The sequence below is a fragment of the Streptomyces sp. NPDC046261 genome (assembly GCF_040646235.1).
Classification (GTDB): domain Bacteria; phylum Actinomycetota; class Actinomycetes; order Streptomycetales; family Streptomycetaceae; genus Streptomyces.
In genome coordinates this window covers 1-16372 of the sequence record NZ_JBEYZU010000015.1, presented here as the reverse complement: position 1 = coordinate 16372, position 16372 = coordinate 1, and the positions used below count along the sequence as shown (strand labels likewise).

Below are 16372 nucleotides of genomic sequence, written 5' to 3'. Positions count from 1 at the left end.
CGTGGCATAGGGTTTCGAGCGTGGAGCCCGACCTGTTCACCGCAGCCGCAGAGGACCGCCAGGAGAAGGACCCGGCAGGCAGTCCTCTGGCCGTCCGTATGCGCCCCCGCACCCTCGACGAGGTCGTCGGACAGGGCCATCTGCTGAAGCCGGGCTCGCCCCTGCGCCGGCTGGTGGGGGAGGGGAGCGGCGGTCCCGCCGGACCGTCCTCGGTGATCCTGTGGGGCCCGCCGGGCATCGGTAAGACGACGCTCGCCTATGTGGTCAGCCAGGCCACCAACAAGCGCTTCGTCGAGCTGTCGGCGATCACCGCGGGCGTCAAGGAGGTACGGGCCGTCATCGACGGCGCCCGCCGCGCCTCCGGCGGCTACGGCAAGGAGACCGTCCTCTTCCTGGACGAGATCCACCGCTTCAGCAAGGCACAGCAGGACTCCCTGCTGCCCGCCGTCGAGAACCGCTGGGTCACCCTCATCGCGGCCACGACGGAGAATCCCTACTTCTCGATCATCTCCCCGTTGCTGTCCCGCTCCCTGCTGCTGACCCTGCAGGCCCTGACCGACGACGACCTGCGGGCGCTGATCCGGCGGGCGCTGACCGACGAGCGGGGGCTCGGCGGCGCCGTGACGCTGCCCGAGGACGCGGAGGCGCATCTGCTGCGCATCGCGGGCGGTGACGCCCGCCGCGCGCTGACGGCGCTGGAGGCGGGGGCGGGCTCGGCCATCGCCAAGGGCGAGGACGAGATCACCCTGGAGACGCTGGAGGGCGCCGTCGACCGGGCGGCGGTGAAGTACGACCGCGACGGCGACCAGCACTACGACGTCGCCAGCGCCCTCATCAAGTCCATCCGCGGCTCCGACGTCGACGCGACGCTGCACTATCTGGCCCGGATGATCGAGGCGGGGGAGGACCCCCGGTTCATCGCGCGCCGGCTGATGATCTCGGCGAGCGAGGACGTGGGCCTCGCCGACCCCACGGCCCTGCAGACGGCGGTGGCCGGTGCGCAGGCCGTCGCGATGATCGGCTTCCCCGAGGCGCGGATCACGCTGAGCCAGGTCGCGGTGGCGCTGGCGCTCGCGCCGAAGTCCAATGCCGCGTATCTGGCGATCGACGCCGCCCTGGCGGACGTCCGCGCGGGCCTGGCCGGACCGGTGCCGGCACACCTGCGGGACAGCCACTACAAGGGCGCCCAGAAGCTGGGGCACGGGCAGGGCTACGTCTATCCGCACGATGTGCCGGGCGGCATCGCGGCGCAGCAGTACGCGCCGGACTCCGTGCACGGCAAGCGGTACTACGAGCCGACGCGGTACGGGGCGGAGGCGCGGTACGCGGACGTGGTGGAGCGGGTGCGGTCGCGGTTGAGAGGGGAGCAGCCGGAGGGCTGAGCCGTTCAGCCCGTCCGGCGGCCGGGGACCGGGGCGGTGCCCCCCGGTCAGTGGCCCGCGGCTTCGAAGAGGCGGTGCATCTCCGTGCGCAGCTCGATGACGTCCCGCACCGGTTCGGGGAATTCGAAGCGGGCGTCGAAGGAGCGGTCCGCCGCCGTGCCGCCGCCGTGGCGGCGGGTGAAGCGCACGCGCAGTCCGAAGCGGTCCAGGGCCACCGGCACGGCGGAGGCGTAGGCGTCCCAGGCGGCGCTCTCGCGGTCGCCGAGCAGGGTGCACAGGCCGCGGACCTGGTCGCCGTGGCCGGAGGCCAGGTGCTGCAGCAGCTCCGCCTCGTGCGTGACCAGGGGATCGGCGAGGGCGCCGGCGAACTGCTCCGGCTCGACGGTCTCGGCGCCCCACAGGTCGTCCACGCTCAGCTCGCCCAGCTCCAGGCGCAGCAGCATCCGGCCCGGCTCGGCCACCCCGGGCACGCAGGTGAGCCAGCCGGACAGCCAGGCGCGGCCCCGGATACGGTTGGGCACGGAGACCGGTGCCACATCCGTGAGCTCCAGCACGGCCGACAGCTCGTCGTCCTGGGCGTGCGTGGCGGCCCGTACGGCCGGGGAATCCGCGGGCAGCACCAGGAACACCTCGCCGTCGGGGCCCACGGTCCGGGCGTCCGGCATCAGCTGGTCGGGGTGGCCCCCGCTCAGGCCGGGAATCAGCAGTACCGCCGAGCATGTACTCTGTACGAGAGTTCGTGTGCGCTCGGCTGCTGACGGCATCCGTGCGATTTCAAGTCCGCTGGGACGCGGCTGACCACGATCTGATCGGACCTCCGTCGCGTCGACGCCATCAGTTGCGTCGACCTCCTTTGTGCTGTCCGTGATGTGACTGGTGTTCCCCGGACGAGACATGCGATCTCCTTGAGTAAGGTAAGCCTAACCTAACTTACAACGGAGGTCTGGAGAACGTGCCTAACCAGTCGCGTCCCAAGGTCAAGAAGTCTCGTGCGCTCGGCATCGCGCTGACGCCGAAGGCGGTCAAGTACTTCGAGGCCCGCCCCTACCCGCCGGGCGAGCACGGCCGTGGCCGCAAGCAGAACTCGGACTACAAGGTCCGTCTGCTCGAGAAGCAGCGTCTGCGCGCCCAGTACGACATCAGCGAGCGCCAGATGGCGCGCGCCTACGACCGCGCCAAGAAGGCCGAGGGCAAGACGGGCGAGGCGCTGGTCGTCGAGCTCGAGCGTCGTCTCGACGCCCTGGTTCTGCGTTCGGGCATCGCCCGCACCATCTACCAGGCCCGCCAGATGGTCGTCCACGGCCACATCGAGGTCAACGGTGGCAAGGTCGACAAGCCGTCCTTCCGCGTCCGTCCGAACGACGTCGTGATGGTCCGCGAGCGCAGCCGTGCCAAGCACCCCTTCCAGGTCGCCATGGCCGGCGGCTACGCCGGTGAGGGCGAGACCCCGCGCTACCTGCAGGTCAACCTGCCGGCGCTGGCCTTCCGCCTGGACCGGGACCCGAACCGCAAGGAGATCCCCGTGATCTGCGACGAGCAGCTCGTCGTCGAGTACTACGCCCGCTGACCCGGACGCGGAACTCTCCTTCTGCCCAGCCCGTCGTCTCTCCGGCCCCCGCGGTCGGCGAGCCGGCGGGCTGGCGCGTTTCCCCCGTCCGTACGGTCGTACATCCGTGCCGTACGGACCGGTAATGCGGTACGGGCGCGCAGGCCCGGCGCGATAAGGTCGGTACCTGTACCTGGGAAGGTACGGACAAGCGACGACGAACCAGCTAGGGAGCGGTGCAGCGTGTCCGGTGGAGAGGTGGCCGGGATCCTCGTGGCCGTCTTCTGGGCGATCCTCGTGTCCTTCATCGCCCTGGTGCTGGTGCGGCTGGCGCAGACGCTGAAAGCGGCCACCAAGCTGGTCGCCGACGTCTCCGAGCAGGCCGTACCCCTCCTCGCCGACGCCTCCGCGACCGTCCGCTCCGCGAACACCCAGCTCGCCCGCGTCGACTCGATCACCGCGGACGTCCAGGAAGTCACCGCGAACGCCTCCGCGCTGTCCTCGACCGTCTCCTCCGCCTTCGGCGGGCCCCTGGTCAAGGTCGCCGCGTTCGGCTACGGCGTGCGGCGCGCCATGGGCCTCACGACCGAGACCGGGCGGCAGGGCGGCGGCACCGTTTTCGTCGGCAGAGCCGTCGGCAAGGACCTGCCGTCCGCCCGGCGCGGCAGCAGCCGTATCCGCAAGAAGGGTTGACCCCAGAAATGTTCCGCCGCACGTTCTGGTTCACCACCGGTGTCGCAGCCGGTGTCTGGGCCACGACCAAGGTCAACCGCAAGCTCGCCAAGCTCACCCCCGAGAGCCTGGCCCTGCAGGCGGCCGACCGCGCCGTCATCGCGGGCCGCAAGGTCAAGCTCTTCGCCCTGGACGTGCGCGAGGGCATGGCGCACCGTGAGGCGGCGCTCAAGGACGCGCTCGGCCTGACCGCCGTACCTCCCGCACCCGATCGCCGCGCGCTCCCCGAGCAGCGCCACCTCGTCGCTCTCGAGCAGCAGCACACCTACAACTCGTACACCCGGAAAGAGGACCACTGATGGAGTCGGCTGAAATCCGCAGGCGCTGGCTGCGCTTCTTCGAGGAGCGTGGGCACACCGTCGTGCCGTCGGCGTCGCTCATCGCGGACGACCCGACGCTGCTGCTGGTCCCCGCGGGCATGGTCCCGTTCAAGCCCTACTTCCTCGGCGAGGTCAAGCCGCCCTTCCCGCGCGCCACCAGCGTGCAGAAGTGCGTGCGCACCCCGGACATCGAAGAGGTCGGCAAGACCACCCGGCACGGCACGTTCTTCCAGATGTGCGGCAACTTCTCCTTCGGCGATTACTTCAAGGAAGGCGCCATCAAGTACGCCTGGGAGCTGCTGACCACTCCCGTGGCGGACGGTGGCTACGGCCTGGAGCCGGAGAAGCTCTGGATCACCGTCTACCTCGACGACGACGAGGCCGAGCGCATCTGGCGCGACGTCGTGGGCGTGCCCGCCCAGCGCATCCAGCGCCTGGGCAAGAAGGAGAACTACTGGTCCATGGGCGTCCCCGGCCCGTGCGGACCCTGCTCCGAGATCAACTACGACCGTGGCCCCGAGTTCGGCATCGAGGGCGGCCCGGCCGTCAACGACGAGCGCTACGTGGAGATCTGGAACCTGGTCTTCATGCAGTACGAGCGGGGCGCGGGCGACGGGAAGGAAGACTTCCCGATCCTCGGCGAGCTCCCCAGCAAGAACATCGACACCGGCCTCGGTCTCGAGCGCCTGGCGATGATCCTGCAGGGCGTGCAGAACATGTACGAGACCGACACCCTGCGCGTCGTCATCGACAAGGCCACCGAGCTCACCGGCGTCCAGTACGGCGCCGGCAAGGACTCCGACGTCGCGCTGCGCGTGGTCGCCGACCACATGCGCACCTCCACGATGCTCATCGGCGACGGCGTCACCCCCGGCAACGAGGGCCGCGGCTACGTCCTGCGCCGCATCATGCGCCGCGCCATCCGCAACATGCGCCTGCTCGGCGCCACCGGCCCGGTCGTCGCCGAGCTGCTCGACGTCGTCATCCGCACGATGGGCCAGCAGTACCCCGAGCTGCTGAGCGACCGTGGACGCATCGAGACCGTCGCGCTCGCCGAGGAGGCCGCCTTCCTCAAGGCCCTCAAGGGCGGCACCAACATCCTCGACACCGCCGTCGCCGAGACCAAGTCCGCCGGTGGCACCGTCCTCGCGGGCGACAAGGCGTTCCTGCTCCACGACACCTGGGGCTTCCCGATCGACCTCACCCTGGAGATGGCCGCCGAACAGGGCCTGTCCGTGGACGAGGACGGCTTCCGCCGCCTGATGAAGGAGCAGCGGGAGCGCGCCAAGGCCGACGCCAAGGCCAAGAAGACCGGCCACGCCGACCTCTCCGCCTACCGCGAGGTCGCCGACACCGCCGGCGAGACCGACTTCACCGGCTACTCGCTCACCGAGAACGAGGCCACGATCGTCGGCCTGCTCGTCGACGGCGTGACCTCCCCGGCCGCCTCCGAGGGCGACGAGGTCGAGGTCGTCCTGGACCGCACCCCCTTCTACGCCGAGGGCGGCGGCCAGCTCGCCGACACCGGCCGTATCCGGCTCGACAACGGCGCCGTCATCGAGGTCCGGGACGTGCAGAAGCCCGTCCCCGGCGTCAACGTCCACAAGGGCGTCGTCCAGGTCGGCGAGGTCACCGTGGGCGCCTCCGCGCACGCCTCCATCGACGTCACGCGCCGCCGGGCCATCGCCCGCGCCCACAGCGCCACCCACCTCACCCACCAGGCGCTGCGCGACGCCCTGGGCCCGACGGCCGCCCAGGCCGGCTCGGAGAACTCGCCCGGCCGCTTCCGCTTCGACTTCGGCTCGCCGGCCGCCGTGCCCGGCACGGTGCTCACCGACGTCGAGCAGCGGATCAACGAGGTCCTCTCGCGCGAGCTGGACGTCCAGGCCGAGGTCATGAGCCTGGACGAGGCCAAGAAGGCCGGCGCCATCGCCGAGTTCGGCGAGAAGTACGGCGAGCGCGTGCGCGTGGTGACCATCGGCGACTTCTCCAAGGAGCTGTGCGGCGGTACGCACGTCGCCAACACCGCCCAGCTGGGCCTGGTGAAGCTGCTCGGCGAGTCCTCGATCGGCTCCGGCGTGCGCCGCGTCGAGGCCCTCGTCGGCGCCGACGCCTACCACTTCCTGGCCAAGGAGCACACGGTCGTCGCCCAGCTCACCGAGCTGGTCAAGGGCCGTCCCGAGGAGCTCCCGGAGAAGATCTCCGGCATGCTCGCCAAGCTCAAGGACGCCGAGAAGGAGATCGAGCGCTACCGCGCCGAGAAGGTCCTGCAGGCCGCGGCCGGTCTCGCCGAGGGTGCCCGCGACGTCCACGGCACCGCCCTGGCCGTCGGCCGGGTGCCGGACGGCACCGGCGCCGACGACCTGCGCAAGCTCGTCCTGGACGTCCGTGGCCGCATCCAGGGCGGCCGGGCGGCCGTCGTGGCGCTCTTCACGGTGGTCAACGGGCGTCCGCTGACCGTCATCGCCACCAACGAGGCCGCCCGCGAGCGGGGCCTGAAGGCCGGCGACCTGGTGCGCACGGCCGCCAAGACCCTCGGCGGCGGTGGCGGCGGCAAGCCGGACGTCGCCCAGGGCGGCGGTCAGAACCCCGAGGCCGTCGACGAGGCCATGGCCGCCGTCGAGCGCCTCGTGGCGGAAGCGGCCTGATCGTGCGACGAGGCAGGCGTATCGCCGTGGACGTCGGGGACGCCCGGATCGGGGTCGCGTCGTGCGACCCCGACGGGATCCTCGCCACCCCGGTCGAGACCGTCCCCGGACGGGACATCCCCCAGGCCCACAAGCGGCTCGCGGCGATCGTCGCGGAGTACGAGCCGGTCGAGGTCGTCGTCGGTCTGCCCCGCTCCCTCAAGGGGGGAGAGGGGCCGGCCGCGGCCAAGGTGCGCACCTTCGCCAAGGAGATGGCCCGGCGGATCGCTCCCGTGCCCGTGCGGCTGGTCGACGAGCGCATGACGACCGTCACAGCCGCGCAGGGCCTGCGCGCCTCCGGCGTCAACTCCAAGAAGGGCCGCTCGGTCGTCGACCAGGCGGCCGCCGTGGTGATCCTGCAGAACGCCCTGGAGATCGAGAAGATCTCCGGGCGGCCTCCGGGTGAGGCCGTCGAAGTGGTCATCTGATCGCAATACGGTAACGTTCCGCGCGACATGGCAGCTGTTCGAATGTCTACAGGGCAGGACCAGACGTCGGACTTCCGCGCTTCACCTGGCGCACTGGCTGCCGCTGTGCGGCTCTAGGGGATAGATGACTGAGTACGGCCGGGGTTCCGGCTCCCAACCGTGGCATCCCGAGGACCCTCTCTACGGGGACCAGGGATACACCGGGCAGCAGTACGCGCAGCAGCGACAGCCGCAGCAGCAGTCCCAGCCCCCCTACGGCCAGCAGCCCTATCCCGAGCAGCAGCAGTACGGCTGGGATCCCTCGCAGGGCGCGGGGGGTCCCGGCCCGTACGCCCCGGCCGGCCAGGACGGCTCGTACGCCGGGCAGCCCGGGACGTACGCCGGCGGCCCGTCGGAGTACTACGAGTACGACACCGGCGGCTACCCGCAGCAGCAGGCCCCCTACGTGGGCGAGCAGCACCAGGGACAGCACGAGCAGGTCCGCGCCCAGGCGCAGGCCCAGCAGCCGGCCCCCGCCCGCCAGGAGCCCCAGGAGTGGCGTCCGGAACCCGTCGAGGACAAGATCTCCCTCTTCGACGACCCGGAGGACACCCCGCCCGCCCCGGTCGACGACGACCCCGATCCCCGCGAGGAGCGCGGCCGCGGCCGTGAGCGGCGCGGCAAGGGCAAGGGCGGCCGGGAGAAGAAGCCCAAGCGCCGCAGCGGCACCGCCTGCCTGCTGGTCGCCGTCGTGCTCGTCGGCGTCGTGGGCGGTGGCGGCTACCTCGCCTACGACTACTGGCAGACCCACTACGGCGCCGCGCCCGACTACACGGGCGAGGGCAGCGGCGAGGTGCAGGTCGAGATCCCCAAGAACTCCAGCCTGACCACGATGGGCCAGGCCCTGTACAAGGCCGGCGTGGTCAAGAGCGTCGGCGCCTTCACCGAGGCCGCGGGCAAGAACCCCAAGGGCAAGTCCATCCAGGCCGGCACCTACACCCTGCGCAAGGAGATGTCGGGCGCCGCGGCCGTGGAGATGATGACCAACGCGGCGAACTTCCTGACCATCGCCGAGGGCCGCCGCGCCGTCCAGATCTACGGCGCCATCGACGAGAAGCTCGGGCTCCCGGCGGGCACCACCAAGGACGTCGCCAAGAACCAGGCGAAGAGCCTCGGACTGCCCGAGTGGGCGAACTCCGACCCGAAGATCAAGGACCCGCTGGAGGGCTTCCTCTACCCCTCGCAGTACAGCGCGGGCAAGGGCACCAAGCCGGAGGCCATCCTCAGGCAGATGGTCACCCGGGCCAAGGAGAACTACGCCAAGCAGGACCTGGAGGGCAAGGCCCGCGAGCTGGGCCTGAAGTCCCCGCTGCAGCTGATCACCGTGGCCAGCCTGGTCAACGCCGAGGGCATGACGCACGACGACTTCCGCAAGATGTCCCGGGTCGTCTACAACCGCCTCAAGCCCACCAACACCGAGACGAACGGCAAGCTGGAGTTCGACTCGACGTACAACTACCTGAAGAACCAGAGCAAGCTGGACCTCAGCCCCAAGCAGCTCCGCGCCTTCGACGACCCGTACAACACGTACTTCTACAAGGGCCTGCCCCCCGGCCCCATCGGCAATCCGGGCGCCGAGGCGCTCCGGGCGGCCATGGATCCCGAGCCGGGCGACTGGTACTACTTCGTCTCCATCAACGAGAAGACGACGTTCACCAAGAACCTGCAGGAGCACCAGAAGCTCGTGGACGAGTTCAACAAGAGTCGGAAGACGCAATGAGTCACGTGAGGGAGGCCGCCCGCCACCGCGCGGCCGTGCTCGGTTCGCCCATCGCCCACTCGCTCTCGCCGGTGCTGCACCGGGCCGCCTACGCGGAGCTGGGCCTGGGGGAGTGGACGTACGACCGCTTCGAGGTCGACGAGGCGGCCCTGCCCGGCTTCCTCGACGGCCTCGACGGCAGCTGGGCCGGGCTCTCCCTCACCATGCCCCTCAAGCGGGCCGTGATCCCGCTGCTGGACTCCGTCAGCGCCACGGCCCGGTCCGTGGAGGCCGTCAACACCGTCGTCCTGACCGAGGACGGCCGCCGCCTCGGCGACAACACCGACATCCCCGGCATCGCGGCCGCCCTGCGCGAACGCGGCGTCGGGACGGTGGACAGCGCCGCCGTCCTGGGCGCCGGCGCCACCGCCTCCTCGGCGCTGGCAGCCCTCGCCAGGATCTGCACCGGCGAGGTCACCGCGTACGTGCGCAGCGCCGAGCGCGCGGCCGAGATGCGGCAGTGGGGCGAGCGGCTGGGCGTGACCGTGCGCACCGCCGACTGGTCCCGGGCCGCCGAGGCCCTCACCGCGCCGCTGGTCGTCGCCACCACCCCGGCGGGCGCCACCGACGCGCTGGCCGGCGCCGTGCCCGACCGCCCCGGCACGCTCTTCGACGTCCTCTACGAGCCCTGGCCCACCCCCCTGGCCGCCGCCTGGGCGCGGCACGGTGGCACGGTCCTGGGCGGCCTGGACCTTCTGGTGCACCAGGCGGTGCTCCAGGTCGAGCAGATGACCGGCCGCGCCCCCGCCCCGCTGGCCGCGATGCGCGCCGCCGGCGAGGCGGCGCTGGCGGCCCGTCGCGCGTGACCTGCTGCAGCCGCCATCGTTAGCGGGGAAGAGCCGAAATTCCCCGCGGCTGCGGGGGTGGTCCGCCGTATTTTTGGATGCCGGCGAGGTCGGCTTGGTGCTCCCCGCACTTGCGGGGATTGGGCGGCAGCGGATTGCGCTGCCGCCCGCATTTTGTCCTCATGCGTCCGCACCTTGGACCTGAGACCTGTCCGGGCGGCTGCTCGTGGGAGGATCGGAACGAGCATTTTGCATGGCCAAGGCTGATGAGGAGCACCGTTGAGCAGGTTGCGCTGGCTGACCGCAGGGGAGTCGCACGGCCCCGCACTCGTGGCGACGCTGGAGGGTCTTCCCGCCGGCGTGCCGATCACCACTGAGATGGTGGCGGACCACCTTGCTCGGCGGCGCCTCGGCTATGGGCGCGGCGCGCGCATGAAGTTCGAGCGCGACGAGGTCACCTTCATCGGCGGCGTCCGGCACGGCCTGACGATGGGTTCCCCGGTTGCGGTCATGGTGGGCAACACCGAGTGGCCCAAGTGGGAAAAGGTCATGGCCGCCGACCCCGTGGACCCCGCCGAGCTGGCGGAGCTGGCTCGTAATGCCCCGCTGACCCGGCCGCGCCCGGGGCATGCGGATCTCGCCGGAATGCAAAAGTATGGCGTGGCCGATGCCCGGCCCATCCTCGAGCGCGCCTCCGCCCGCGAGACCGCCGCCCGCGTGGCCCTCGGCGCCGTCGCCCGCTCCTTCCTCAAGGAGACGGCCGGCATCGAGATCGTCTCGCACGTGGTGGAGCTGGCCTCCGCCAAGGCGCCCTACGGCGTCTACCCCAAGCCCTCCGACGTCGACAAGCTCGACGCCGACCCGGTGCGCTGCCTGGACGCCGGGGCGAGCGAGGCGATGGTCGCCGAGATCGACCAGGCGCACAAGGACGGTGACACCCTCGGCGGCGTCGTCGAGGTCCTCGCCTACGGGGTGCCGGTGGGCCTCGGCTCGCACGTCCACTGGGACCGTCGCCTGGACGCCCGCCTGGCCGCCGCCCTGATGGGCATTCAGGCCATCAAGGGCGTCGAGCTCGGCGACGGCTTCGACCTCGCCCGGGTGCCCGGCTCCCAGGCGCACGACGAGATCGTGGCCACCGAGGACGGCATCCGCCGCACCTCCGGCCGCTCCGGCGGCACCGAGGGCGGCCTGACCACCGGTGAGCTGCTGCGCGTGCGGGCCGCGATGAAGCCCATCGCCACCGTGCCCCGCGCGCTGGCCACCGTGGACGTCACCACCGGCGAGGCGGCGCAGGCGCACCACCAGCGCTCCGACGTGTGCGCGGTCCCGGCCGCCGGCATCGTGGCCGAGGCCATGGTGGCCCTCGTCCTCGCGGACGCGATCGTGGAGAAGTTCGGCGGCGACAGCGTCACCGAGACCCGCCGCAACGTCCGCGGCTACCTCGAGAACCTGGCCATCAAGTGACACCCCCCGTAGCGGTCCTGGTGGGCCCGCCCGGAGCGGGCAAGTCCACCATCGGTGCCCTGCTCGCGCAGCGGCTGGGCACCGGCTACCGGGACACCGACGCCGACATCGAGCGGACGGCCGGCAAGCCCATCCCGGAGATCTTCATCGACGAGGGCGAGCCGCACTTCCGCGAACTGGAGCGGCAGGCCGTGGCCGCCGCCGTGGCCGAGCACCCCGGGGTGCTCTCCCTCGGCGGCGGCGCCGTCATGGACCCCGCCACCCGGGCCCTGCTCACCGGCCTGCCCGTGGTCTTCCTCGACGTCGAGCTCGCCGACGCCGTCCACCGCGTGGGCCTGGACGCCCCGCGCCCGCTGCTCGCCGTCAATCCCCGCAAGCGGTGGCGCGAGCTGATGGAGGCGCGCCGCCCGCTCTACACCGAGGTCGCCCGCGCCGTCGTCGCGACCGGCGGCCGTACCCCGGACCAGGTAGCCGACGCCGTGATGGAGGCGCTGCGGCTGCCCCGGGCCCACACACCGGACACCACGCAGTGAGGAACGCATGACCGACGCCCCCACCCGCATCCAGGTCGCCGGCAGCGCGGGTACCGCGCCGTACGAGGTCCTGGTCGGGCGCCAGCTGCTGGGCGAGCTGCCCGGCCTGATCGGCACCAAGGCCAAGCGCGTGGCCGTGCTGCACCCCGAGGCCCTCGCCGAGACCGGCGAGGCCATCCGCGAGGACCTGGCCTCCCAGGGCTACGAGGCCATCGCGATCCAGCTGCCGAACGCCGAGGAGGCCAAGACCGTCGAGGTCGCCGCCTACTGCTGGAAGGCGCTCGGGCAGACCAACTTCACCCGCACCGACGTCATCGTCGGCGTCGGCGGCGGCGCCACCACGGACGTCGCCGGCTTCGTGGCGGCCACCTGGCTGCGCGGGGTGCGCTGGATCGCCGTGCCCACCACCGTGCTCGGCATGGTCGACGCGGCCGTCGGCGGCAAGACCGGCATCAACACCGCCGAGGGCAAGAACCTCGTGGGTGCCTTCCACCCCCCGGCCGGCGTCCTGTGCGACTTGGCCGCGCTGGAGTCGCTGCCCGTCCACGACTACGTCAGCGGGCTCGCCGAGATCATCAAGGCCGGCTTCATCGCCGACCCGGTGATCCTGGACCTCATCGAGGCCGACCCCGAGGCGGCCCGCACGCCCGCCGGCCCGCACACCGCCGAGCTGATCGAGCGCTCGATCCGGGTGAAGGCCGACGTCGTCTCCTCCGACCTCAAGGAGTCGGGCCTGCGCGAGATCCTCAACTACGGTCACACGCTCGCCCACGCCATCGAGAAGAACGAGCGCTACAACTGGCGGCACGGCGCGGCCGTCGCCGTCGGCATGGTCTTCGCCGCCGAACTGGGCCGGATCGCCGGCCGGCTGGACGATGCCACCGCCGACCGGCACCGCGCGGTCCTGAAGGCCGTGGGCCTGCCGGTGACCTACCGGGGCGACCAGTGGCCCAAGCTGCTGGAGACGATGAAGGTCGACAAGAAGACCCGCGGCGACCGGCTGCGCTTCATCGTCCTGGACGGCCTGGCCAAGCCGACGGTTCTGGAGGGCCCGGACCCGGCGATGCTGCTGGCCGCTCACGCGGAGATTGCAGCGTGAGCGCGCGCCGTGTTCTCGTGCTGAACGGGCCCAACCTGGGCCGGCTCGGCTCCCGCGAGCCCGACGTCTACGGCTCGACCTCCTACAAGGGGCTGGTCGAGGAGTGCACCCGGCTCGGTGCGGAGCTCGGCTTCGCCGTCGAGGTGCGCGAGACCAACGACGAGGGCGAGCTGGTGCGCTGGCTGCACGAGGCCGCCGACGGCTCGGTGCCGGTCGTCATCAACCCCGGGGCGTTCACGCACTACTCGTACGCCATGCGGGACGCGGCGTCCCAGCGCACCGCGCCGCTGATCGAGGTGCACATCTCCAACCCGTACGCCCGGGAGGAGTTCCGCCACACCTCCGTCATCGCGGCGGTCGCCAGCGGGACCGTGGCGGGCTTCGGCATCGGCTCGTACCGGCTGGCGCTGCGGGCGCTGGCGGAGGAACTCGGGGGCTGACGGGGCCGTTCCCACGGTGGGGGCCGGAAAGCTTACTCTTTCCCCGGACCGGCCCCCGGTTACGGGAAGCGGCGGGTCCGGGGAAGAACATCCCCCGCCAGTCGCCCGTACGAGACGGAGTGCCACCGGATGCAGTACCCCGTGGGGCCGCCAACGCACCCCCCGATGCCGGCAGTGCCGCCGCCCCCGCCCGGTCAGGACGCCGCCACCGGGCACTTCCCGCTGGCCGGAGCGGCCCAGACGGCCGCGGTGGCGGTGCTCCTCATCGGCCCGGCCGGGGCCGGCAAGACGACGGTCGCCCGGCACTGGGCGGACACCCGCCGGGTGCCCACCGCCCACGTCAGCCTCGACGACGTGCGCGAGTGGGTGCGGTCCGGCTTCGCCGACCCGCAGTCCGGCTGGAACGACCACTCCGAGGCGCAGTACCGGCTGGCCCGCCGCACCTGCGGCTTCGCCGCCCGCAACTTCCTCGCCAACGGCATCTCCTGCATCCTCGACGACGCCGTCTTCCCCGACCGGCCCGTCGTCGGCCTCGGTGGCTGGAAGCGGCACGTGGGCCCCGGGCTGCTGCCCGTGGTGCTGCTGCCGGGCCTGGAGGTCGTCCTGGAGCGCAACGCCGAGCGGACCGGCAACCGCCGCCTCAGCGACGAGGAGGTCGCCCGGATCCACGGCCGCATGGCGGGCTGGTACGGCTCGGGGCTGCCCATCATCGACAACACCCAGCAGGACGTCGCCACCACGGCCCGGCTCCTGGACGAGGTCGTCGCCCGCTCCCTCACCGCCCGGTAGCGGCCCCGGCCCGGCCCGCGCCGCCCGGTCGGAGGCGTTGGAAAGGCCGGAACCCGCCGCCGAACGTACGCTCGGAAGCATGTCCGAGGTGTACGCGGCACGGCGCTCGCGGCTGCGCGAGCGGTGCGAGGCGGGCGGCAGCGACGCCGCCCTGGTCTCCGGCTGGGCCAATGTGCGCTATCTGTCGGGCGGGGCCCCGGCGGGCGCGGTGCTGCTGCTCGGGCCCGGCCAGGACGTGCTGGTGTGCGCCACCGACCCCTTCGCGGACGCCACGGGCGCCAGCCGGCCCGCCGACGACCTGTGTGTGCAGGTGCTGCCGACGCCCGAGGGCGACCCGGCCGTCGCGGGCGCCGAGCGGGCCGCCGAGGCCGGCGCGCGCTCGCTGGCGCTGGAGGAGCACCACCTGACCGTGGCCCGGCACCGGGCGGTGGGCTCGGTGGTGCCCCGGGTGCTGCTGAACGACCTCGGCACGGCCGTGGAGCAGCAGCGGATCGTCAAGGACGACGAGGAGATCTCGTCCCTGCGGATCGCCGCCGAGATCGCCGACCAGGCCCTGGGCGAGCTGCTGGAGTCGATCCTGGTGGGACGGACCGAGCGCCACCTCGCGCTGGAGCTGGAGCGCCGGCTGATCGACCACGGGGCGGACGGCGCGGCCTTCCCCACCTGTGTGGGTGCCGGGCCGAACTCGGGCCTGGCGGGCCATGTGCCCACCGACCGCCGGGTCGAGGAGGGCGATTTCCTCAGCGTCTGCCTGGGGGCGGACTATCGTGGGTACCGCAGTGAGATCGCCCGTACGTTCGTCATCGGGACCTCTCCCGCCCCCTGGCAGATCGAGCTGTACGAGCAGGTCTTCGCCGCTCAGCGGGCCGGCCGCGAGGCGCTCGCGCCGGGCGCGGCCTACCGTGACGTGGACCGGGCGGCACGGGTCGTGCTGGAGGCCGCGGGCCACGGCGAACGGGTCGGGCCGCGCATCGGACACGGCGTCGGACTCGAAAACGACGAGGACCCGAGGCTGGCGCCCTCGGCAATGGGTAAACTGGACGCTTGCGTGCCGGTCACCGTAGATCCGGGAGTCCACCTCCCGGGGCGGGGCGGCGTCCGGATCGATGACACGCTCGTCGTCCGCCCCGAGGCGGACGGCGGACCCGAGCTACTCACCATCACGACCAAAGAGCTGCTCGCGCTCTAGCGGGGCGCATCGCACTTTCTGGTTCCACCAGCCCAGGAGATACCGCAACCGTGGCATCCACGAACGACCTCAAGAACGGCATGGTGCTCAAGCTCGAAGGCGGCCAGCTCTGGTCCGTCGTCGAGTTCCAGCACGTCAAGCCCGGCAAGGGCCCCGCCTTCGTCCGTACGAAGCTGAAGAACGTGCTCTCGGGCAAGGTCGTCGACAAGACCTTCAACGCGGGCGTGAAGGTCGAGACGGCCACCGTCGACAAGCGGACGATGCAGTTCTCGTACATGGACGGCGAGTACTTCGTGTTCATGGACATGGACACGTACGACCAGCTGATGGTCGACCGCAAGGCCGTCGGCGACGCCGCCAACTTCCTCATCGAGGGCTTCGAGGCCACCGTCGCGCAGCACGAGGGCTCCGTCCTCTACGTCGAGCTGCCCGCCGCGGTCGAGCTGACCATCGAGCACACCGAGCCCGGTGTCCAGGGCGACCGTTCCACCGGTGGCTCCAAGCCCGCGAAGCTGGAGACGGGCTACGAGATCCAGGTCCCGCTCTTCATCACCACGGGTGAGAAGATCAAGGTCGACACTCGCACCGGTGATTACCTCGGCCGGGTGAACAGCTAACCGTGTCCGCCCGCAGCAAGGCCCGTAAGCGCGCCTTCCAGATCCTCTTCGAGGCCGACCAGCGCGAGAGCTCGGTGCGCGACGTCCTCGCGGACTGGGTCCGGCACGCCCGGTCGGACGACCGGCAGCCGCCGGTGAACCCGTACACGATGCAGCTGATCGAGGGCTACGCCGAGCGCGCCGCCCGGATCGACGAGCTGATCGCCACCTATGCGATCGACTGGGACCTGGACCGCATGCCGGCCGCGGACCGGAGCATCGTGCGGCTCGGCGCGTACGAGCTGATCTGGGAGGACGAGACCCCGGACGCCGTCGCGATCGACGAGGCGGTGCAGCTCGCCAAGGAGTTCTCCACCGACGACTCGCCGGCCTTTGTCAACGGCCTCCTCGGTCGTTTCAAGGAGCTCAAGCCGAGCCTTCGGCGCGAGAGCCACTAAGACGAAAACCGCCGGGGGCGGGGGAAACCCAATGGGTTTCCCCCGGCCCCCGCCGGTGTTTTTTTGGGGGGCCCCGTGGGCGGAGGGCACGTTGAGGAAGTCCCGGCGGGGGGGGGGGGGCTGGAC

17 protein-coding genes are annotated in these 16372 nt (G+C 71.7%); 16 read left to right on the top strand and 1 reads right to left on the bottom strand.

Annotation, left to right across the window (positions count from 1 at the left end):
• Positions 1 to 20: 20 nt before the first annotated feature.
• Positions 21 to 1382, top strand: a complete 1362-nt coding sequence (locus ABZ956_RS23200) for a replication-associated recombination protein A (RefSeq protein WP_361896834.1) — start codon at positions 21 to 23, stop codon at positions 1380 to 1382.
• A gap of 47 nt (positions 1383 to 1429) precedes the next feature.
• Here the strand turns inward: ABZ956_RS23200 and ABZ956_RS23195 are convergent, their stop codons facing one another.
• Positions 1430 to 2146: a DUF2470 domain-containing protein gene (locus ABZ956_RS23195; protein ID WP_361896831.1), complete on the bottom strand. Its 717-nt coding sequence runs from the start codon at positions 2144 to 2146 to the stop codon at positions 1430 to 1432.
• Positions 2147 to 2334: 188 nt separating this feature from the next.
• On the opposite strand from ABZ956_RS23195, the gene rpsD reads away from it, so the two are divergent.
• The 15 genes from rpsD (at position 2335) to nusB (ending at position 16246) form a co-directional block, all read left to right on the top strand.
• On the top strand, positions 2335 to 2949 hold the full coding sequence (rpsD, locus tag ABZ956_RS23190) for a 30S ribosomal protein S4 (protein ID WP_071966204.1): 615 nt from the start codon (positions 2335 to 2337) through the stop codon (positions 2947 to 2949).
• Positions 2950 to 3171: 222 nt separating this feature from the next.
• Positions 3172 to 3621: a DUF948 domain-containing protein gene (locus tag ABZ956_RS23185; RefSeq protein ID WP_361896826.1), complete on the top strand. Its 450-nt coding sequence runs from the start codon at positions 3172 to 3174 to the stop codon at positions 3619 to 3621.
• An 8-nt stretch (positions 3622 to 3629) separates the two neighbouring features.
• Complete coding sequence (locus tag ABZ956_RS23180) at positions 3630 to 3959, top strand: DUF6167 family protein (RefSeq protein ID WP_361896823.1); 330 nt, start codon at positions 3630 to 3632, stop codon at positions 3957 to 3959.
• Positions 3959 to 6628 carry an alanine--tRNA ligase gene (alaS, locus tag ABZ956_RS23175; protein WP_361896820.1) on the top strand — a complete coding sequence of 890 codons (2670 nt, stop codon included), beginning with the start codon at positions 3959 to 3961 and terminating at the stop codon, positions 6626 to 6628. Before ABZ956_RS23180 ends, alaS begins: the two co-directional genes overlap by 1 nt.
• Positions 6629 to 6630: 2 nt before the next feature.
• Entirely contained in the window at positions 6631 to 7095 is a 465-nt protein-coding gene (ruvX, locus tag ABZ956_RS23170) for a Holliday junction resolvase RuvX (RefSeq protein WP_361896817.1), read from the top strand.
• Positions 7096 to 7219: 124 nt separating this feature from the next.
• Positions 7220 to 8854 carry an endolytic transglycosylase MltG gene (gene mltG / locus ABZ956_RS23165; protein ID WP_361896814.1) on the top strand — a complete coding sequence of 545 codons (1635 nt, stop codon included), beginning with the start codon at positions 7220 to 7222 and terminating at the stop codon, positions 8852 to 8854.
• Positions 8851 to 9699 carry a shikimate dehydrogenase gene (locus ABZ956_RS23160; protein WP_361896811.1) on the top strand — a complete coding sequence of 283 codons (849 nt, stop codon included), beginning with the start codon at positions 8851 to 8853 and terminating at the stop codon, positions 9697 to 9699. The genes mltG and ABZ956_RS23160 overlap by 4 nt, the downstream gene beginning before the upstream one ends.
• Before the next feature lie 258 nt (positions 9700 to 9957).
• On the top strand, positions 9958 to 11142 hold the full coding sequence (aroC, locus tag ABZ956_RS23155) for a chorismate synthase (RefSeq protein WP_361896808.1): 1185 nt from the start codon (positions 9958 to 9960) through the stop codon (positions 11140 to 11142).
• Entirely contained in the window at positions 11139 to 11675 is a 537-nt protein-coding gene (locus ABZ956_RS23150; RefSeq protein ID WP_361896806.1) for a shikimate kinase, read from the top strand. Before aroC ends, ABZ956_RS23150 begins: the two co-directional genes overlap by 4 nt.
• A 7-nt stretch (positions 11676 to 11682) precedes the next feature.
• Positions 11683 to 12774 (top strand): 3-dehydroquinate synthase, encoded by a 1092-nt coding sequence (gene aroB, locus ABZ956_RS23145; protein WP_361896803.1) that lies wholly within the window; start codon positions 11683 to 11685, stop codon positions 12772 to 12774.
• Complete coding sequence (gene aroQ / locus ABZ956_RS23140) at positions 12771 to 13214, top strand: type II 3-dehydroquinate dehydratase (protein WP_361896800.1); 444 nt, start codon at positions 12771 to 12773, stop codon at positions 13212 to 13214. The genes aroB and aroQ overlap by 4 nt, the downstream gene beginning before the upstream one ends.
• A 129-nt stretch (positions 13215 to 13343) precedes the next feature.
• Positions 13344 to 14003: an AAA family ATPase gene (locus ABZ956_RS23135; RefSeq protein ID WP_361896797.1), complete on the top strand. Its 660-nt coding sequence runs from the start codon at positions 13344 to 13346 to the stop codon at positions 14001 to 14003.
• 79 nt (positions 14004 to 14082) lie between these two features.
• Positions 14083 to 15192, top strand: coding sequence for an aminopeptidase P family protein (locus tag ABZ956_RS23130; protein ID WP_361896794.1), 1110 nt, complete (start codon positions 14083 to 14085; stop codon positions 15190 to 15192).
• A gap of 50 nt (positions 15193 to 15242) precedes the next feature.
• Positions 15243 to 15809: an elongation factor P gene (gene efp, locus ABZ956_RS23125; RefSeq protein ID WP_071966192.1), complete on the top strand. Its 567-nt coding sequence runs from the start codon at positions 15243 to 15245 to the stop codon at positions 15807 to 15809.
• 2 nt (positions 15810 to 15811) lie between these two features.
• Positions 15812 to 16246, top strand: coding sequence for a transcription antitermination factor NusB (nusB, locus tag ABZ956_RS23120; RefSeq protein WP_361896791.1), 435 nt, complete (start codon positions 15812 to 15814; stop codon positions 16244 to 16246).
• The last annotated feature ends 126 nt before the right edge of the window (positions 16247 to 16372 follow it).

Coding starts and splice junctions, on each gene's coding strand:
- aroB (WP_361896803.1), top strand. CDS start 11,683: ATGACCGACGCCCCCACCCGCATCCAGGTCGCCGGCAGCGCGGGTACC.
- ABZ956_RS23180 (WP_361896823.1), top strand. CDS start 3,630: ATGTTCCGCCGCACGTTCTGGTTCACCACCGGTGTCGCAGCCGGTGTC.
- ABZ956_RS23130 (WP_361896794.1), top strand. CDS start 14,083: ATGTCCGAGGTGTACGCGGCACGGCGCTCGCGGCTGCGCGAGCGGTGC.
- ABZ956_RS23160 (WP_361896811.1), top strand. CDS start 8,851: ATGAGTCACGTGAGGGAGGCCGCCCGCCACCGCGCGGCCGTGCTCGGT.
- ABZ956_RS23195 (WP_361896831.1), bottom strand. CDS start 2,146: ATGCCGTCAGCAGCCGAGCGCACACGAACTCTCGTACAGAGTACATGC.
- mltG (WP_361896814.1), top strand. CDS start 7,220: ATGACTGAGTACGGCCGGGGTTCCGGCTCCCAACCGTGGCATCCCGAG.
- alaS (WP_361896820.1), top strand. CDS start 3,959: ATGGAGTCGGCTGAAATCCGCAGGCGCTGGCTGCGCTTCTTCGAGGAG.
- ABZ956_RS23135 (WP_361896797.1), top strand. CDS start 13,344: ATGCAGTACCCCGTGGGGCCGCCAACGCACCCCCCGATGCCGGCAGTG.